The organism is Pseudoalteromonas sp. Angola-7, assembly GCF_028599255.1.
Taxonomy (GTDB): Bacteria; Pseudomonadota; Gammaproteobacteria; order Enterobacterales; family Alteromonadaceae; genus Pseudoalteromonas; species Pseudoalteromonas atlantica.
The window spans coordinates 11,446-29,782 of the sequence record NZ_JAQREL010000006.1 but is presented as its reverse complement, the minus strand read 5'-3'; the positions used below and the strand labels follow the sequence as shown (position 1 = coordinate 29,782).

The 18,337-nt window shown below is 38.6% G+C and carries 22 protein-coding genes; 6 read left to right on the top strand and 16 right to left on the bottom strand.

From position 1 onward, the window contains the following. The 10 genes from PSH50_RS10070 to dapA form a co-directional block, all read right to left on the bottom strand. Entirely contained in the window at positions 1–960 is a 960-nt protein-coding gene (locus PSH50_RS10070; protein WP_029771996.1) for an acyltransferase, read from the bottom strand. After that, complete coding sequence (locus tag PSH50_RS10065; RefSeq protein ID WP_273586318.1) at positions 950–1,699, bottom strand: glycosyltransferase family 2 protein; 750 nt, start codon at positions 1,697–1,699, stop codon at positions 950–952. The genes PSH50_RS10070 and PSH50_RS10065 overlap by 11 nt, the downstream gene beginning before the upstream one ends. Then, positions 1,692–2,057, bottom strand: a complete 366-nt coding sequence (locus PSH50_RS10060) for a thioester dehydrase (RefSeq protein WP_273586317.1) — start codon at positions 2,055–2,057, stop codon at positions 1,692–1,694. Before PSH50_RS10060 ends, PSH50_RS10065 begins: the two co-directional genes overlap by 8 nt. Then, positions 2,041–3,411, bottom strand: coding sequence for an AMP-binding protein (locus PSH50_RS10055; protein ID WP_273586316.1), 1,371 nt, complete (start codon positions 3,409–3,411; stop codon positions 2,041–2,043). The genes PSH50_RS10060 and PSH50_RS10055 overlap by 17 nt, the downstream gene beginning before the upstream one ends. Then, positions 3,398–3,802 (bottom strand): hypothetical protein, encoded by a 405-nt coding sequence (locus PSH50_RS10050; RefSeq protein WP_236695087.1) that lies wholly within the window; start codon positions 3,800–3,802, stop codon positions 3,398–3,400. Before PSH50_RS10050 ends, PSH50_RS10055 begins: the two co-directional genes overlap by 14 nt. 164 nt (positions 3,803–3,966) lie before the next feature. Continuing rightward, positions 3,967–4,212, bottom strand: coding sequence for an acyl carrier protein (locus tag PSH50_RS10045; RefSeq protein ID WP_004586477.1), 246 nt, complete (start codon positions 4,210–4,212; stop codon positions 3,967–3,969). Between the two features lie 22 nt (positions 4,213–4,234). Next, positions 4,235–4,492, bottom strand: coding sequence for a phosphopantetheine-binding protein (locus PSH50_RS10040; protein WP_004586478.1), 258 nt, complete (start codon positions 4,490–4,492; stop codon positions 4,235–4,237). Further along, positions 4,489–5,274: a 1-acyl-sn-glycerol-3-phosphate acyltransferase gene (locus PSH50_RS10035; RefSeq protein ID WP_273586315.1), complete on the bottom strand. Its 786-nt coding sequence runs from the start codon at positions 5,272–5,274 to the stop codon at positions 4,489–4,491. Before PSH50_RS10035 ends, PSH50_RS10040 begins: the two co-directional genes overlap by 4 nt. Next, positions 5,267–5,962: a beta-ketoacyl synthase chain length factor gene (locus tag PSH50_RS10030; RefSeq protein WP_273586314.1), complete on the bottom strand. Its 696-nt coding sequence runs from the start codon at positions 5,960–5,962 to the stop codon at positions 5,267–5,269. The genes PSH50_RS10035 and PSH50_RS10030 overlap by 8 nt, the downstream gene beginning before the upstream one ends. 119 nt (positions 5,963–6,081) lie before the next feature. Next, the gene (gene dapA / locus PSH50_RS10025) at positions 6,082–6,999 is read right to left on the bottom strand and encodes a 4-hydroxy-tetrahydrodipicolinate synthase (protein ID WP_004586481.1); all 918 of its coding nucleotides are present in this window, start codon (positions 6,997–6,999) and stop codon (positions 6,082–6,084) included. A 172-nt stretch (positions 7,000–7,171) separates the two neighbouring features. Between dapA and PSH50_RS10020 the strand changes: the two genes are divergently transcribed. Further along, a complete protein-coding gene (locus tag PSH50_RS10020; protein WP_024031799.1) occupies positions 7,172–7,825 on the top strand; it encodes a DUF6058 family natural product biosynthesis protein in 654 nt (217 codons plus the stop codon). Between the two features lie 112 nt (positions 7,826–7,937). On the opposite strand, the gene PSH50_RS10015 is transcribed toward PSH50_RS10020, so the two are convergent. The 3 genes from PSH50_RS10015 to PSH50_RS10005 form a co-directional block, all read right to left on the bottom strand. Next, entirely contained in the window at positions 7,938–8,225 is a 288-nt protein-coding gene (locus PSH50_RS10015; RefSeq protein ID WP_138684636.1) for a putative quinol monooxygenase, read from the bottom strand. Between the two features lie 65 nt (positions 8,226–8,290). Continuing rightward, positions 8,291–9,106, bottom strand: coding sequence for a 2,5-didehydrogluconate reductase DkgB (dkgB, locus tag PSH50_RS10010; protein ID WP_004586484.1), 816 nt, complete (start codon positions 9,104–9,106; stop codon positions 8,291–8,293). A gap of 155 nt (positions 9,107–9,261) precedes the next feature. Further along, a complete protein-coding gene (locus PSH50_RS10005; RefSeq protein ID WP_273586313.1) occupies positions 9,262–10,434 on the bottom strand; it encodes an MFS transporter in 1,173 nt (390 codons plus the stop codon). 114 nt (positions 10,435–10,548) lie between these two features. Between PSH50_RS10005 and PSH50_RS10000 the strand changes: the two genes are divergently transcribed. Next, a complete protein-coding gene (locus PSH50_RS10000; protein ID WP_273586312.1) occupies positions 10,549–11,436 on the top strand; it encodes a LysR family transcriptional regulator in 888 nt (295 codons plus the stop codon). 249 nt (positions 11,437–11,685) lie between these two features. After that, positions 11,686–12,729, top strand: coding sequence for a metal-dependent hydrolase (locus PSH50_RS09995; RefSeq protein ID WP_273586311.1), 1,044 nt, complete (start codon positions 11,686–11,688; stop codon positions 12,727–12,729). A gap of 189 nt (positions 12,730–12,918) precedes the next feature. Here PSH50_RS09995 and PSH50_RS09990 read toward each other — a convergent pair whose 3' ends face one another. Beyond that, a complete protein-coding gene (locus tag PSH50_RS09990) occupies positions 12,919–13,185 on the bottom strand; it encodes a hypothetical protein (RefSeq protein ID WP_024031803.1) in 267 nt (88 codons plus the stop codon). 224 nt (positions 13,186–13,409) lie between these two features. On the opposite strand from PSH50_RS09990, the gene PSH50_RS09985 reads away from it, so the two are divergent. Together PSH50_RS09985 and ykgO are read left to right on the top strand one after the other, a co-directional pair. After that, positions 13,410–13,673, top strand: coding sequence for a type B 50S ribosomal protein L31 (locus PSH50_RS09985; RefSeq protein ID WP_004586488.1), 264 nt, complete (start codon positions 13,410–13,412; stop codon positions 13,671–13,673). After that, positions 13,673–13,807, top strand: coding sequence for a type B 50S ribosomal protein L36 (ykgO, locus tag PSH50_RS09980; RefSeq protein ID WP_004586489.1), 135 nt, complete (start codon positions 13,673–13,675; stop codon positions 13,805–13,807). Before PSH50_RS09985 ends, ykgO begins: the two co-directional genes overlap by 1 nt. Before the next feature lie 51 nt (positions 13,808–13,858). Here ykgO and PSH50_RS09975 read toward each other — a convergent pair whose 3' ends face one another. Beyond that, entirely contained in the window at positions 13,859–14,245 is a 387-nt protein-coding gene (locus PSH50_RS09975) for an OsmC family protein (RefSeq protein WP_004586490.1), read from the bottom strand. A 200-nt stretch (positions 14,246–14,445) separates the two neighbouring features. Further along, positions 14,446–14,835 (bottom strand): cytochrome b562, encoded by a 390-nt coding sequence (locus PSH50_RS09970; RefSeq protein WP_029771982.1) that lies wholly within the window; start codon positions 14,833–14,835, stop codon positions 14,446–14,448. 613 nt (positions 14,836–15,448) lie between these two features. On the opposite strand from PSH50_RS09970, the gene PSH50_RS09965 reads away from it, so the two are divergent. Next, positions 15,449–18,295, top strand: a complete 2,847-nt coding sequence (locus PSH50_RS09965) for a TonB-dependent receptor (protein ID WP_248461967.1) — start codon at positions 15,449–15,451, stop codon at positions 18,293–18,295. Positions 18,296–18,337: the final 42 nt, after the last annotated feature.

Here is an 18,337-nt window from a genome sequence, read left to right as displayed (position 1 = left end):
CTACTTCTCCTTTGCATTGCTGCGTTCTACTTGCTGATCGTTTTGCCAAAAATCATAAAAATTAAACCACTGATAAGGATACCGCGCGGCATAAAAGCCTAAACGTGCAGAAAAATCTGTAATCACAGTGGTTAATAGACCTTGCCTTTGTGAGCGGGGTATTTTTAATGTTTGGCTATAATGTTCAAAAATCACATGATACTTTTTTGTTTTTTTATCTTTTAAGCAAAATAAAAAGTAAACGGGGCAATCTAATAATGCAGCTAATATAAAAGGCCCTTGAGAAAAAGATGCTGGCTTACCTAAAAACTCAACACGTGTTGATCGCTCACCCGTTGTAGCGCTTGTTCTATCACCAACAATAACGACTATTTCACCCTGCTCTACTTTATCTTTTAATAAAATAGCTAGATCAGGCCCCATATCGCTCACTTGAATTAAGTTAACCGACACCGCGGGGTTAATTTTTTTAAGCATTTTATTAAATTCAACAGCGTGATGAGTAAATACAAGCACATTAATTTTTTTACTGCTGCGATGCTGGCTCAGTGCTCTACATACCTCAAGGTTACCCAAGTGAGAACCAATAAAAATGGCCCCTTGCTGTTGCTCATTTAAATCAATAAACAGCTGTTCATTAGTATATTGGATATCCTTTTTTGAAATTCGACCGAGCCAACCATCAATTTTATCAAGGGCGCTATCGGCAAAACTACAAAAATGCATAAGCTGTTGTTTAAAAGTTACTTTACGCTCAACATTATTGTAATTATTAACTTGGACTAAAAACTGCTTAGAAGCCGCGCGTGCAACTTTACCGGTAATAAACAAATAGCAAACAACCGGGAACAAAATAACCCACAGCCCTTTACGACCAAGTACTTTATGGGCAAATAGTAATATTTGTATACCTAAAAAGTTACCTCGCTCTTGCATTTTAGACCAATGTTTAACGGCCATAACGTCTCTTATATTTATGCCATAGTAAAACAGGTGAACGAAGCAGCATGCCAAAAAATAAACGCGTATGTAACCACGAAATACGCACATTATCTTGGAGTGGCTGGAAGTGTGACAAGCCATTTTCTGGGTAAATAACCTGGCTTGGTAAAAAAACAAATGGAACGTTGCGCCAATATAACCTAACCAGTATTTCTGGATCAAAGTCCATACGCTTACCGAGATTAACCTCACTTATAAGCTTATTAGTCACATTTAAAGGGTAGACTCTAAAACCACACATTGAGTCCACAATTTTAAAGCTGAGCGTTTCTATCCATACCCACACATGGGTTAAATAACGTGCTAAGTAACGGTGCTTGGGAACCGATTCATCATACACTGGGCAACAACTAATTAATGCCTGTGGGTGTGTGTTTGAAAGCTCAATCAACTTTTTGATATCTGATAAATTATGTTGCCCATCAGCATCTACTTGTATTGCATGGCTATAACCTTGCTCATACGCCCAGCGCAATCCTGTTTGTACCGCACCGCCTTTGCCTTCATTTTGCTCATGCGATATAAGAGTGAGGTGGGCATATTTTTTCTCAAGAGTAGCAAAAAGAGATTTAGCCTGCACACTACTGGCATCATCAACCATTATTATTGGCAGCGTATACTCAGTTAACGTTGCAAGTACTTCATCAATAACACTTACATGATTAAAATTAGGTATAACAATACAAAAATTATTCATCTGTATCACTTTTAAACACTATACGCCCTGAGGCGTGTTGGCCTTTATCTGATTGATACGAAAAGCCATACTTACCGCCAGGCTTTTCTTCTACAGTTAATTTAATTGTTAGACCAGGGGTAATAACAACCTGAAACTTAAGCACTTCAATATCTTTTACTTCACGTTTAACATTAAAGTATTTTCGCACGGCATTTACGGCCCAATCGAGCTGCACTACACCTGCTAAAATAGGGCCTTGACTAAAGTGACCTTTAAAATAATCTAAACTTGGCGGTATAAAAAGCGTTAGGCAATGACTCTGTGTTGACGATACACAGTTAACAAGTTCAGGCTTTGTGTTAATCAGCTTTGACAAAAAGAGACTCCAATACTTTTAAATTTATTTTAGCTTGCGTGTTGTAGGGTAATTGATTTAGAAAACGCCATTTTTTAGGCGTGCAGATCCCTTCAAAACGATTCAATGTATGTGTTTTTAAAAGCGTATTAGTCGCTAACTTTCCATTTGTATTTAAATATGCTTGTCCTTTCTGTGTAAGCACTATAACAGCGCCTAATACTAAACGTTTCCCATTTAGCATTATTACTTTAGCTTCCTGTACCCACTCACTTTTGCATAAATGTAGCTCTAGTTCGTCAAGGCTTAAGCGTTTTTCTTCAAGCTTTATAATACGGTCAAAACGACCTAGTAATTCAAATTGGCCATTTTGAAATAATGTACCTCGGTCATCTAATAAATAGTTTGTTTGCTCAACTAAAGGCGAATTCAACACTAATCGTTGTTCAGAGGTACTGTGTAATGTGATCCCTAAAAATGGTTGCCAATGACTAACGTTCTCTAAAGACACAACCTGACGATATGCAATTCCGCCAGTTTCGGTGCTGCCAAATACTTGAGTAATGGGTTTATTTAGCTGTTTATTTAAAGTGACAGCGTCTTCATTTTGAAGCGGCCCACCGGATGAGAAAACCCACTGTAAATGTGACTTTTCTTCTATTAAAACGTTATCTTGATGCAGCCGCTTTAGCTGTGCCGGACTGGATATAAACACGGCCTGTGTAATTGTTTTAAGTTTAGTAGCAATATGTTCGGGGTAGTTAAGCAAGTCTGTATCAATTATGTGGTTATTGCTAAGCGGCCATAACACTCTAAATAACAAACCGTAAATATGCTGATGCGAAACACTGGCAATAAATACAGGATTACGTTTTAAAGCAAACGTACTGTTGAGCGTTTTTATCTCTTTATTAAGCACTCGCCACGATTTAAAAATAGGCTTAGCTTGACCTGAAGAGCCTGAAGTATAAAAAACAAGGTTACCTTCACTCGGCCAAGCAATTTTATTGAACGGTGTGTAGTTAGGTGTCGTTGTTAAATTACCAATATTTTCAAATGGCGTAGTCGCATGTTCGACTAAATCACTATCGCCCAAATAGTAAGGGGTTTGCTCTAAAAGCGCATTGAGTGTTTCGCTTTGACCATTAGGCGGTAAAATTATAGTCCAGCCTTTATGCGCCAATGCAAAAAGGTTTACAGCAAAATCATAGCTACTACTGTTGAAAAGCACTGCCGATGCTTTAGTAGGCGATTGCGGAATTTTAGCCAATACTTGATTAATATCATTAACAAATTGACGCTCAGATAACGCTGAGCCGTTATGATTAAATCGAATATTTATGCTTGCGTTATCTAAAGTATTAAACACCTGCATTCCTTTTTACTTTTTTCCTTACTAACCACTCTACTGCAAATAAAACACCCATAATAATGTATGCAATAAAACCGTTATAAAATGCCCACACATCAAGACTTGTAAACACACTAGTGTATAACGCTATACTGGCGTTAAAAACAAAAAAAACGCACCATATTTTAGTTACATTTTTAGTGTACGAAATGGCTCTTTTATCAAGCTTTGGCTCAGTGATACGCGCAAACGTTTCTATGATACTTGGACCTTTATAAAGCGAGTAAGCAAAAACAAAAAACATAACAGTATTTACAATAACCGGATAAAGCCGAATACCAAAATCACTGCCCATCGTTTTTGATAAGCCAATAGCTAAAATTCCAAGTAATGAGGCTGGCTTTATCCATGGCATTTTAGCTAATAAAGGCTTGCTTAACCAAAGCCTTATTATTAACAGTGTTAATAAAATCACAGTGAGTAAATAACTGTTGAAACGTGTCAGCCCTATATAAACAATGAAAGGGTAACAGGTTAAAAAAATCATTATTAACGCTGATAAAAATGCCTTAAACATGCTTATTTAACGAGCTTTTCTATTTCAGATACAACATCTTGCACAGTGCGAACTTGTTTAAATGCGTCAGGCTCAATTTTCTTACCTGTAATTTCACGTAACTTAACAACTAAATCTACAGCGTCAATACTGTCTAAGTCTAAATCTTCGTACAGGTTAGCTTCTAAAGAGATATCTTCAGCATCTATTTCAAATTCATTTTCTAAAATGCCGTGTAATACATCATAAATTTCAGCAGCGGTTTTCATTATTATTCCTAGTGTGTGTTAATTAAGTACGTGATTGTTCTATAAATTGCGCTAAAGAGTTAACACTCGCAAAATGCGCTTTAGTTTGTTCTGAATTTGCATCAATTTTTACGTCAAATTCTTTTTTGATAGCAAGCCCGAGCTCTAGCGCATCAATGCTATCTAGCCCTAAACCATCTACAAATAAAGGCTCGTCGTCTTTTATATCGGCAGTGGTCATATCTTCAAGATCTAGGCTCGAAATAATCAATTGTTTAATTTGTTGTTTTAATTCACTCATATATAGCTAAGCTCTTTTGTAAAGTATTGTTGTAAGCCTTTCGTAAGCTGGCGGGACTGTATTGCAGGTACGTCGCTTGTATAAATAATATCGCTTTTGAAAGTATGTGGTGCTAGTTGCATAGAAAAATGCGCTTGGTATGGGGCTACTTTGTACCAAGGCGTCCCTTTAGTTAACGTATTAGGTTTCATTTTAATCAATACGGTGGTTATAGGGGCATGACATCTAAGGGCTATATTTGCAGCCCCTCTTTTAAATTTAAGCGAATTATGAGGTACTGAACGTGTTCCCTCAGGAAAAACAATTAAGTTATTCCCTCTTTTTAGTGTTTGCTCGCATTCTTTTAATAATTCTTGCGGGTCTTCATTGCTTATATAACCTGTACTTTTTATCACACCACGCATAAAAGGGTTTTTAAAAAGGTGTGCTTTTACAACGCAATCAACATTTTTAATAACCGATATAAGTACCACAACATCAATAAGTGATGGGTGATTAGCCAAAACAAGCTCGCCTTTCAAATTAGCTAAATGGGCTTTATCTTTAATATGAAAACGGATAGCGCCAGTATAATGCATTAAAGCGACAAAAAATTTAAAGCTATAATGCACTACCGTACGCGCATTTTCTTTTTGCTTTACAGGACAGCGTTGAAATAAACGTTGAACGGGGAATAGTAGTAAGGCTAAAAATAGCCCACCCAAACCAAATACACTAAAACAAAGGCCAGTGGCTATAATGCGCCAAACAAGGCCTATTACTCTTATTATTGTATTAAGCATAGTGTGTTAACAACCAACCATTAGCACTGGCGCTTTGTTTGTTAAACATTGCTTTAGCAAGCTCTAAACTTAAAGGAGTAGTTGTTTGTTCGCTATTGTTAGCGGCTTGTTTAGTTAAACTAAAATGAGCTTCTTTTTCTGTAGCTAAACGTATAACTAACGCAATAGAATGTGTTATTTGTGCCTCATCAACAAATGTTGTGTACGGCTCTGGGAGTGACTCATCTGTATGCACAAGTAATATATGTGGTTGTTTATACTCAACCAACTTTATATATGCTTCAATCAAAGCGCAAGCAAAACTATCCTTACCCGCTGCGATAGCGTTCATAGGTTGGGTGTTACCGCTAATAATGCTATACATACCAATCGCAGCGTTGTGCACACTTAAACCAAAGCCTGTCGGAGATAGAGGTTGTTTCTCACCAAGCTCTCCTAATAAATTAGCTGTTTTATGGAAATCGCCATGGCGTGATGAAAAAATAACAGGCATGTTTTCATACCCTTTATCATTTGTAACCTGGTGCGCAGTATGTAAAACCATTTTTACAAATGGTGTCATTCTTCTGCGCTGCATTGCAGGTACCCAACTTAATGTAATTGGTGATGAGTCGTACCAATTTTCAGAGGGGCTTTGTCGCTGTTCAGGCTTAATCCATGTAGCGAGTTGTTCAACAACAAATTTCACAAATAAACGTTATTTAGTAAGTAAGGGGGCGAGAATTTTACCGATATTAGCAATAAAAGTAAAATATTCATTAAATAAACGCCAGCACTTACTAACTGTTCAGCGCTGGCTCATATAACCTAAGAAAGCAAAGCAATATCACTTTGTTTTATACACTTAGCTTTATTGCCCACAATATCATCAACGTTAAGCTCGTTTATTAAGGCCTCGCCTTGTGCTTGTTGCTCATCGCTCAGTGGCACATACGGTAATCTAAATACGGGATTTACCGCGCCTGTCATCATCATTGCGGTGTTTATTGCAATCGGGTTTGGCTCGCAGAATAGCCAGTTCATTAAAGGTTGTAATGAGGTATTTAACGCATCATTTTTAGTATCCATTAACTGGCGGAACAACCCTGGTATAAGATTAGATGTGACCGATATAACACCGTGTGCATTGTGCGTGTGACGTGCATCGTGTGCTTCGTCATCGTTACCTGACCAACACGCAATGCCTTGCTGTTCGTAATGAGCAATACGCTCGTTACCACCACATTCTTTTACACCAATTAAATTAGGGTGTTTTGCTAATGGCTCAATAATATCAGGGGTTAAATCTTGCCCTGTGCGCCCTGCTACGTTGTAAATAAACGCAGGGCCAATATCCAGTACACGTTTAAAGTGCTCGTTAACACCAGCAATAGAAGTGCGGCCATAATATGGGTTAATTTGCAGCGCGGCATGCATACCACTTGCAAAGCCATACTTAGTGGCTTTAATAGCTTCGCGGGTATTATTGCTACCCGTATTCCCTACAATCACGAGCTTATCGCCATATTTATTTGCACTGTGCGCGATAAGCATTAAATGCTCTTCCCAGTTCATTAGCTGGCCTTCGCCGGTTGTACCACCAACCACAATGCCATCTACACCCGCTGCAATTTGTATTTCAACGAGTTCATCGTACTTTGCTAAATCTATTTCACCATTCGCTAAGTATGGGGTTTTAATGGCGGTAATTAAGCTTGCTTGTTTAATTTGTTCTAGGGTGCGCATAAAAATTCATTATTTATAAAACTTGCGCTATTTGTAACATACTTGCACGCATTTTTGCAGGCCTAAGCGAATAATAAACGTAAAATGGCTTGTGTTATTTAGTTTGATAATACAAAATACAAATACTGTACATTTAAACAGTGTTTGTGTTTTTAACTTTAAGCGAGCCATTATGCGTTTATCTGACTACTTAGCCACTCATTTTTATAACACCGATGAGCTTTGCCATGCTTTAAATATTGATGCCGAGCAACTAGATACATGGCAGCAGCAAAGTATTTTTCCTAAACCAAGTTATTGTATAAAAAGCCAATTAAGTTGCAGCTCGTACTCTGGTTTGTATGAATGTGAAGAGTACGATGACTATTACCCGCGCGGCTGTGTAAATTGGGGGCAAGGGCTAATAAAACAAAAAATTGAATCCTCAAGCAATGCCTTTAATTACTTTGCGCAGCAGTACACGGCAAGCCTGAGTAAACTTGCCCAGCAAGGTTTTATTTTTAATGAAGAATTATTTGGCTGCGAAATAGACGAGCATTTACAGCAAGTGTGGCAACAGTTTTTATGCAGCAAATACGGCGTACTGACACAAAACGGTTTAATTGACGAAATAGTATGTGTGGATATAGGCCGCTTGCTGGTAGACGATATTACTGAATTGCGCACTAAAGGAAGTTTAAATCAACAAGAGCGTACGCAGCTTCACCCCGCGATGAAATTACTCAATAAAGCATTAGGCCACGGCGCCGATCACGAAAAACAACACACATTACGTGCCCGTTACATAGATGCACTTATTTTAAAGTACGATTTATCGATTAAATAAAAGGCTGAGGTTTTAATACGAGGTGGGTATTTAAAAGACTAAGTAACGCAAATGGCGATGTATGCTTACGCCGCCACTGTATTTTACTCATTAACTAATAAGAGTGCTTTTACTAGCCGATGGTGTTGTACACATCAATATTACTGCTTGTTACAAGCCCGGTAACTTGGGTACCAAATGCTTTGTAGTGAGGCTCTTGTTTATGAGCTTCAAAGTGTTCTTGCGACGCCCACTGCTCACTTACAAGGTACTCGGTATTGTCTGAGTCTTGTTTAACCGACAACTCGTAACGCAAACAACCCACTTCTTGACGTGAATACTTTTGCAGATTTTCGAGCGCAGTTAAAACAACCTCTGCGTCAATATTTTTGCTCGCTATAGTGGCAATTACCGTTAACATACGGAGTCCTTTTAAAAAAATAAAGGTGCAGCTTTGCTACACCTAATGTTGTTTTGCGTATTTTATTACTGATCCCACTGCGGCGCAAAATCAGGCGTTGCTTGGCGGTCGCCACAATCAAGTCCGTCAATACGAGCAATGTCTTCAGCGTCTAATTTAACATGGTCATTAAAGTTATCTTCTAAGTTTTTACGCTTAGTTGACGATGGAATAGTGGTCATGCCGTTGGCATTAATCCATGCAATAACTACTTGCGCTGGTGATGCCTCATGCTTATTAGCAATATCAATAATAGTTTGATCTTTTAGTACTTTACCAACTACAAATGGCATATACGCTGTAACGTGAATATCGTGCTGGGCACAAAAAGCGCGTAGCTTAGTATTGGTTAAATACGGATGCACCTCAACTTGGTTAGTAAATATTTCACGCGAATCAAGTGTTTGCATTGCTTCGTTTAAGTTGGCAATAGTAAAATTAGATACGCCAATATGTTTTGTTAAACCAAGCTGCTTAGCTTTTAAAAGCTCCGTTAAGTACTCACTCATTGGCTCATCATTTGAAGGCGCAGGCCAATGAATAAGCAGTAGATCGACAGAGTCTACTTGTAATTTCTCGAGTGACTTTTCAACGCTGGCAATAAAGTCAGTTTTGTTAAGCTTGTTGTTCCACACTTTGGTGGTTAAAAATATTTCGCTGCGCGGAATGTTACTATCTTTTATGGCTTGGCCTACTTGCTCTTCGTTACCATAAATTTGCGCAGTATCAATATGACGAAACCCCACTTCTAACGCCATTTTTACTGAATTGTAGGCGGTATCGCCTTCTAAACGGAATGTTCCCATGCCTAAATCTGGCATTTCTATTACACGTTGTGTCATGGCTCTATCCTTATAAAATAATCGGTTAAAAATACAAACTGTTTAAAGTTTTACGAAATACACCTTTTACTTCTTTTGTGTTGTCACCTAAAAATTTATGACCTCAATACAGGTAATGAGGTCATAAATTTAAGTTTCAACCTTAACAGAATACTTTATGCTTGTTTCACTTCTCGCTTATCAAGCATGCCACTGTAACGAGTTACTACTAATGCTAGAGCACAAATTGCTGCGCCAATCCAAGCGGTATCTTGAAGTGACATGCCCTCTACTACACTGCCACCAATAATTGAGCCCAGTGCGATACCAATATTAAACGCTGCTATGTTTAAGCCCGATGCGACATCTACCGCATTAGGAGTATGCTTTTGCGCCTGTTTTACGACATAAAGCTGTAAGCCTGGTACGTTACCAAACGCACATGCACCCCAAACTAGAATAGTCAGTACGGCCGCTACTTTTGATTCCATCGTAAAAGTAAAAGCCAATAAAATAATTGTCAGCGCGCTAAATATAATACTCAGTGCGCTAATTGGGCCACGTTTATCAGCCAGTTTTCCGCCCCAAATATTACCAATGGCTACCGATACACCGTAAACCAGCATGATTAAACCAATCGCTGAAGGAGCAAAACCTGTTTCTTGCTCTAAAATAGGTGCTAAGTAAGTAAACGCAGTGAACGTGCCGCCGTAACCTAAAATTGTCATTAAATATACGAGTAATAAGCGCGGCTTAACAATAACCTGAAGCTGCTCTTTAAACGTTGCCGGAATAGACTGTTTTAAGTTTTTTGGTACTAAAATAGCGCTGCCAATTAAAGCGATTAAACCCAGTACCGACACCACTAAAAACGTTGCTCGCCAGCCAAAGTGTTGGCCAATCCAAGTGCCTAGTGGCACACCCGTCACTAGCGCTACAGTAAGTCCGGTAAACATAATAGCAATAGCACTGGCTTCTTTATCTTTACTTACTAAGCTTGTGGCAATCATTGAGCCAATTGAGAAAAACACCCCATGAGCCAAGCCTGTTAAAATACGCGCTAGTATTAATGTTTCGTAACTAGGCGCTTGCCATGCAAGTAAGTTACCTAAAACAAATAAGCCCATTAAGCTTATTAGTACAATTTTACGGTTCCAACGCCCAGTTAGTGCGGTCAGTACTGGTGCACCAATGGCAACCCCTACTGCATATAAACTAACTAGCAAACCCGCTGAAGGTAGGCTTACGCCTAAATCGTTTGCAATAGTAGGCACTAATCCCACTATTACGAACTCGGTTGTTCCTATTGCAAATGCGCTTAAGGTGAGCGCCCACAAAGCCAATGGCATAATTAAATCCTCGTTATTAGTTAAGGCTTACAGTTTGACTAAAAATGTGTTTGCAAAAAATAGCATTAGTGACAAAATACTTTTGTAATTAATGCAAAAGTAAGGTGCTAACGTATGGCTCAGCATGCAAAAACCGAAGACTTAGAAATGTTTTTAACGGTAGTAGATAGCGGAAGTTTTTCAGCAGCAGCTAATTTGCTTGATCAGCAAGTAGCAAAAGTATCGCGGGCCGTGTCTCGCCTTGAAAACACGTTACAATGTACATTACTAAATAGGACCACTCGCCGATTAGAACTAACCGAAGAGGGCCATACCTTTATTAAATATGCTCGCGATGGCTTAAACACCTTACAAACCGGCGAAGAAGCCATAAAGCTTTTAAAACAAGCCCCCAGTGGAAAATTACGTATTGATGCAGCAAGCCCCTTTGTACTGCACCAATTGGTACCTTTAATTGCTGAATTTAATACGCAATACCCCCACATTACGCTTGATATAACCTCCCACGACAGCATTATAGATTTGCTCGAACATAAAACCGACTTAGCAATTCGTATAGGTGAGTTAAAAGACTCTAACCTACATGCAAAAAAGCTCGGCGTAAGTAAATTGCATTTAGTTGCAAGCCCTAGTTACCTTAAACATACACCGACTATTTCGCACACCAGCGACTTAACCCAGCATAAACTCATTGGTTTTACTGACTCGCCCAAACTTAATAACTGGCCGCTAAAATCGCCCACAGCTTTAAATTTTGGCTTAACTGCCAGTAGCGGCGAAACTGTACGCCAACTATGCTTGGCAAACCAAGGGGTGGCGCTGCTTTCGCACTTTATGATTGGTGATGATTTAAAATCAGGCAAGCTAATAGAAATACAGCCAGGGAGTATTAGCACGCCAAACAACCGCGAAATTGTGCAAGCGGTGTATTACAAAAACAGTGCTGTATCGTCGCGTATAATGGCCTTTTTAGACTTTATAAAACCACTGCTGAAATTGTAAGTGACGTTTTTATACCAAACGCTTAATTAAGTAATCTATATTGAGGCTGGAAAAACGTGTTGATAGCTAAGCAAAAAATTTGCAATTGCGTTGTTCTCGGCAATTGCTCCTGCATCCATGCAGTCGTAAATGAAAATTTTTTAACGCAGGTAACGACACGTTTAGCCCCGCAATATGATTAAGTATTATTGTGGATTGGTTTTAAGCCCAAGGGCAGCATAACTAACACCCTAAATAAAAAGGAATAAAATGGACTCGTTAACGCAGGTAGTTTTAGGTAGCGCAGTAGGTTACGCCGTATTAGGTAATAAAATTGGCCGAAAAGCCGCTTTATGGGGTGCTGCTTTAGGTACTTTACCCGACTTAGATGTTTTTATTCCTTATGGCGGGCCAGTGGAGGCATTTACTTATCATCGCGGTTTTAGCCATTCGTTTATTGTGCACTTATTAATTAGCCCCCTTATTGTTTGGCTTATTTTAAAAATACACTCCGGCATGCAAATACATAAAGCGCGCTGGTTTTGGCTGGTATTTTTATGTTTATCGACCCATGCATTACTTGATAGCTTGACAGTATATGGTACGCAATTAATCTGGCCGCTTAGCGAGCACCCTTTTGCTATTTCAAATATATTTATAATCGATCCCTTGTACACCCTGCCGTTATTGTTGGCCTTTCTGTGCACTTTAATACCTAAAATACACACACCGCGCATGTATAAAATTAACGCCGCTATGCTTGTGCTCAGTAGCCTTTATTTAAGTAGCTCTCTTATTTTAAAAGTAATAATTAACAATAAAATAGACGCCGCGTTTGCACATAAACACATACACATTAATAACTATGTAAGCACCCCCGCCCCGCTTACGACCTTGCTATGGCGAGTTGTTGCAATGTCTGATGGGCAATATTACATAAGTTATGCCTCGGTATTTGACTCCCCTGAAGAGGTTACAATAAACCGCTATAACACAAGCCCCGCTTTACTAAACGATATTAAAAATGAATGGGGCGTACAACGTTTGCAGTGGTTTACTAAAGGTTTTTATAGCGTGAAAGAGCAGCAAAATAAAATTGTTTTATCTGACTTACGTATGGGCATGGAGTGTTATTACGTATTTAATTTTGCAGTTGGTGAAAAAACCAACAAAGGAGTGCAGGTAAGCAACTTTGAAAAACTAAATCAGCGCTCAAATTTAAGTAGCCTAAGTAAAGTGTGGGATAGAATTTGGAACCCTGATGTCAGTTTAGCCCCGCCCTATGCAGACAAAAACTGTATGAAAACGCCTTAACACTCTGATTATAATTGCATTCATTAATCTGAGCTGGCGTTAAAATATTTAAGTTTGCTTTCGCTAGCTAAAAATTTTAAGTGAAAACAAAACAAATTAGCAGCTTGAGATAATTTTATTATCCAAAGCTCAGGTTGGTGGTTAATTAATAAGGCGCAGCTAAGTGAGCGTTTCACCTGCGCCTAAGTATTAATTTTGGTGCTCGTATTGGCCGCGGTATACCTCAAACACTTTTAAAACAGTGTGCTGTTCTTTATTTAGATTATCAAACCAATCGTCAAATAGTTCGTCGTTATCTTGCTCACTTAACGCCATATATTGTGCTAATAGCTCAATAATATCGTTGTGTGTACAGTCTATTGGATTAATTTGCTCAGATAAGACTGTGTGATCGCGCTCTCTAAGGGTTTCCATCACCCCTTGGTCTATTTGTTCTTGTTGTGCTGCGTCGCTCATAGCTTACCTCTAAACCGTAAAAATTTTCTTGTTAACACTTTTTATATAGTTATAACAGCCTAAAAACTAATAGCCAGTATTTTTGGTTTAAGTGGTTATTTTTTGAATTGTTTGCGTAATTAGCCAGCAAAAATACCAGTAAATGAGAGTAAAAATCATTTGCATAAATGCCGTAAACGCGATAATCTATAGTTATATTATCACATAACAACTTGAGGCGTATTATGAAACCTAATATCCATCCAGATTACAACGTGGTTGCTTTTCACGATACAGCTGCCGATAGCTACTTCATTATTGGCTCAACCATTAAAACAGACCGCACTATTGAGCTTGAAGGGAAAACGTATCCGTATGTGCCTATTGATGTGTCTAGCGACTCGCACCCGTTTTATACTGGTAAGCAAAAAACAGTGGCTAGTGACGGCCGTGTCGCACAATTTAACCGTCGCTTTAAAAACTTATCTACTGCCAAAAAAGGTGAGTAATGAAAGTATTAAGCTCGCTTAAAAGCGCTAAGCAACGACCAGGATGTCAAATAGTGAAGCGAAAAGGACGTGTTTTTGTAATATGTAAAGACAATCCACGTTTTAAAGCAGTACAAGGAATGAAGAAAAAGTAACACTAATTCCGTGAAGTATACGGGTAAACGAACCATGTTTACCCGTATTTTTTATTTAACAACTACAGAAAATTCAGGTTGGGCCTGAATCACTTTTTTAACAGTACACGTATTAACCGCAGCAATAAGTGCTTTTTTATATTTTTGAGGAAAGCCATCAGGTAAATTAATTTCGATAGAGAATAATTTTTTACCTTCTTCATCTACGTTTTCATTATTTTGCGTAAGCGTCATCCCTTGTGTAGAGATATCGCGTTGCTCACAAAATTTACGTGCATAAAACCCAGCACATAGCACCATGCTTACTAAAAAGTAGTCAAACGGTTCTGGGTGTTCGGCACCGCCACCAGCATTAATACTTTGATCGCTTATTACTTCAAGGTCGCCAAATTTTGCACTTTGTTTTTGCCCCTCTAACAATGACACTGAAATTTCCATTACTATTCCTTAATTAATCTGCACCCTAGATAAGAGCTTTACTAAAATATTGAAAAATGAGCATTCAAACTACTTAATCTGCAGCTATACATTTTATTAAAACATCACAAACCTGCGCATCAATAATGCGCTACTGCGAAAAAGTTAGCATAGGTAGCGCTGAAATAACTGCTCGACATTAATTTACAAAAAAGCTGAGGTTAATTACCAAATAATAAGTCAAAAAAACCTGGAGGCTCGTGCAATTCATGATACTTCTTGCGTAAATCATCTATATTTTTAAGGGCTGGCTTTGCTGCATCAAGCCCGCGCTCATTCGCTAATTTTTTTGCCAACTTTGCTTGCGCAATAACTTTATCTAGCCCTTGTAGCGACATTTGTGCTTCTTTATGAAAGGTCGCTTTTTTACTGGTTTCAACCAAAGTAATAAACTTATCTATGGCGGTATTAAAGCCACCTATACCTACTGCTTGCACCGCATTTTTATAAGCAAGGCCTGTATTTTTCATATTAACTTCGAGATCAACTTCTTGCTCTGAAAAGGCTGCAGTACTAAATACAAAAGTAAAAATTAAAACTAAAAACTTCATGGTAAAACCTATTTATAAAAAACAGTATAAGTGTATCAAGTTTACGTAATAAAGTAACTCAAGGTGCATAGGAAGCTAGATAACTGTAAAGGGGCTTTACAAAATTATGATACGGCAAGTTTTATAGTGAAAAATTTTCAAATTTAATTTTTATTCTTACTATTTCTCAAAAGTTAACTCATTTAACAAGTTAAATTAAACACATAAACCTTACAAATCCGCCTATAATTAGAGCACCCCATTTAAAGGTTAAAATACACTCAATGGTTATATTTAAGCCATTATCAAATCAAGACGCTCAAAATAAACTCTTTAATATTACCAATACAATTCCAGTGTAAATTAATTGACAGCAATTAATAAGCAAAGCGTAAACACCCATAAAACTTAAACTCCTAACACCACCTCGCTTTATTGTTAATTTAACAACAACTCACCTGTAACTTATTTCATGTTAGTGATTTAGGCTTATTCTAGTTGCTTTTAATAAAATAATACGCATGCAATAATCGCCGGCCCTATAACAAAAGTTATAGGGCTTAGGCTAAATGCACTGTGTATTTAGCTAAAAGATAATGTATTTAATTATTATAAAATCTCCTTTGGGAAACACATGAAACGTCATAATTTACTTTCTACTAGCATTAAATGTGCATTGATTACTGCTGCTGCAACAGCGAGTAATTCTGTGCTTGCACAAGATGAGCAAGCGACCAAAATTGAACGCGTTGAAGTAACGGGTTCGCGTATTTTACGTGAAGGCGCTATTGCACCGGCACCAGTAACAGTTATAAGCGGCGAGCAGCTAATTAATACTGGCGCTGTAAACATTGGTGAAGCGCTAAACAACTTACCAGCTCTTGGCAATACATATTCAATGGCTAACTCAGGCCGCTTTATTGGTACAGCTGGTTTAAACATTCTTGATTTACGTAACATGGGTACCGACCGTACCTTAGTACTTGTAAACGGTAAACGCCACGTATCTAGCTCAGCGGGCTCTCAAGCTGTTGATACAAATACTATTCCGAGCGTCTGGGTTGAGCGAGTAGAAATCATTACTGGTGGTGCATCAGCTGTATACGGTGCTGATGCGGTTACAGGTGTTGTCAACTTTATTTTAAAAGACAACATTGAAGGTATGGATTTTAGCGTTACCCGTGGTTTTGCCGATTTAAACAGCTACAACAACGAAAAAGCTACGTTCTCGTACGGCTCTAATTTTGATAACGACCGTGGTAATGCCGCTTTTGCTATTGAGTACTCAGGTCAAGATTCATTAAATGCACTTGACCACCCTTGGACTAGCACATCTTTTAGCAGCTTACCTAACCAAGCCCAAACGGATGAGAACAAAAATAGTGCTGACTTTCCAGATAAAATTTTAACACCTAATGCGGGTTATTTCGCCATCAATGATGCAGGTGTTTATGCACTTGAAGATCCAAGTAAATTTATTAATAGCTTTAACCCGGATAGCAGTGCTCGTGACTTATACATAGGCAATAACGCAGATCCATATTCATGTGCAGAATGTGACTTTTTTAACCTAGGCCAATTTGAGGAAATACAACCTGAGTTTGAGCGTTACAACGTAAACTTTAAAGTTAACTACGATGTTACCGACGATTTAAACGTCTACTTTGATGCAAAATACGTAAACAGCCAAGGCGAAAGCATAGGTCAACCTGCGTTTTTCTTTTTTGACAGCGACAACAGCATTAAAATTAATAACCCTTACCTAGACCCAGATATCAAAGCGCGTATGCAAGAGGAAGGCGTTGATTCAATCATGATAAACCGCATGATGAGTGACCTTGGCCGCCGCGTTGAAAATAATACCCGTGAAACAACCCGTTTTGTTACAGGCTTAAAAGGGACTGTGTTTGAAGATTGGGAATTAGATACATCAGTTGTGTATGGTCAAACTGACTTAGAGCGCGAAAATGGCGCTAATATGATTTTAGCCAACTACTTTAATGCCCTTGATGCCGTTGAAGATGCAGATGGCAACATCGTATGTCGCAGCGCTGCAGCACAAGCTGATGGCTGTGTACCGGTTAACATTATGGGTTTTGGCGCACCATCTCAACAAGCGATTGATTACATAAATACGGTATCTGTAGGTACGTCAACTATTAAGCAAACCGTGGTTTCTGGTTCACTTGCCAATGGCGCTATTTTTGAATTACCAGCAGGTTACGTAGGTGTTGCGTTTGGTGCTGAATACCGTAAAGAAGAAAGCGAAACAAAAGAGCCAGATAACGCAGAAGGTACATTTTTTAACGCTTTAGGCGAAGATAAAGGCTCGTTTAATGTGCGTGAAGTATTTTTTGAAGCAACTATGCCTATTTTAACTGACTTACCGTTTATTCAAGATTTAGTATTTGATACCGCAGTACGTCATGCTGATTACAGCACAATTGGCGAAGCAACTAGCTGGAAACTAGGCCTTGATTGGACTGTTAACGATGAACTACGTGTGCGTGTCACGCAATCTGCAGCACTTCGTGCGCCTAACATAAGTGAAGTATTTGGTGCAGCAAGCCAAACTTTCTACAATGTAGAAGACCCGTGCCGCGCTGAAAACATAGCTAATTTATCAAATGCAGCAACACGCACTGCAAACTGTGCTGCATTAGGTGTTGCAAGTGACTTTAACTCAGGTTACGACTCAGCCTCTTTAGATGGCTTAACAAGCGGTAACCGTGATGTTAAAGGTGAAGAGTCTACAAGTACAACGGTAGGTATTGTTTATCAACCAGAGTTTTTAGAAAACGCTGTGCTTACTATAGATTACTGGGAAATTGATCTAGAAAATGCAATTGACACAATCGACGCGCAAGAAATTCTTGACCGCTGTGTTGATAGCACGACAGGTATAGACAATCAGTACTGTAATTTAATTACACGTAATGCCAGTGGTGAAATTTCGCTGATTCAAAACTCAGTGCTTAACGTAGCTGGTCAAAAGGCGTCTGGTGTTGATTTTGAACTAGGCTATGACTTTGATGCGCTTGAAGGTAGCTTTAAAACACGTTTAATTGGTACTTACCTTATTGAACGTAAAGATTACCCGTTCCAGGATGATCCTAGTTCATATATTGAGTACGCAGGTACAACCGGCGAAGCGAAATGGCAAACTAACCTATCGGTTAGCTATGCAATGGATAACTTTTATTCAACGGTTGAAACACGCTTTATCAGCGAAGTTGATTTATACACAAATGTAGAGCTTGCGAGTAACTCGAACCCAAGTAACCAAATGTCTTACGGTAAATACTTTATTACCGATATGACAGTGGGTTACAACTTCGATAGCGGCTTAGGCGTTAAAGTAGGTGTTGATAACCTATTTAATCGTAAACTTCCGTATGGTACACGCGGGACAGGCGAAAACAGCGCAAGTTACGATAACATTGGCCGCTTTGGCTACATTAACTTAAGCTACAGCTTATAATTAGTAACAACGTTTATTAATTAAGTTAAAGGCTCGCACTGC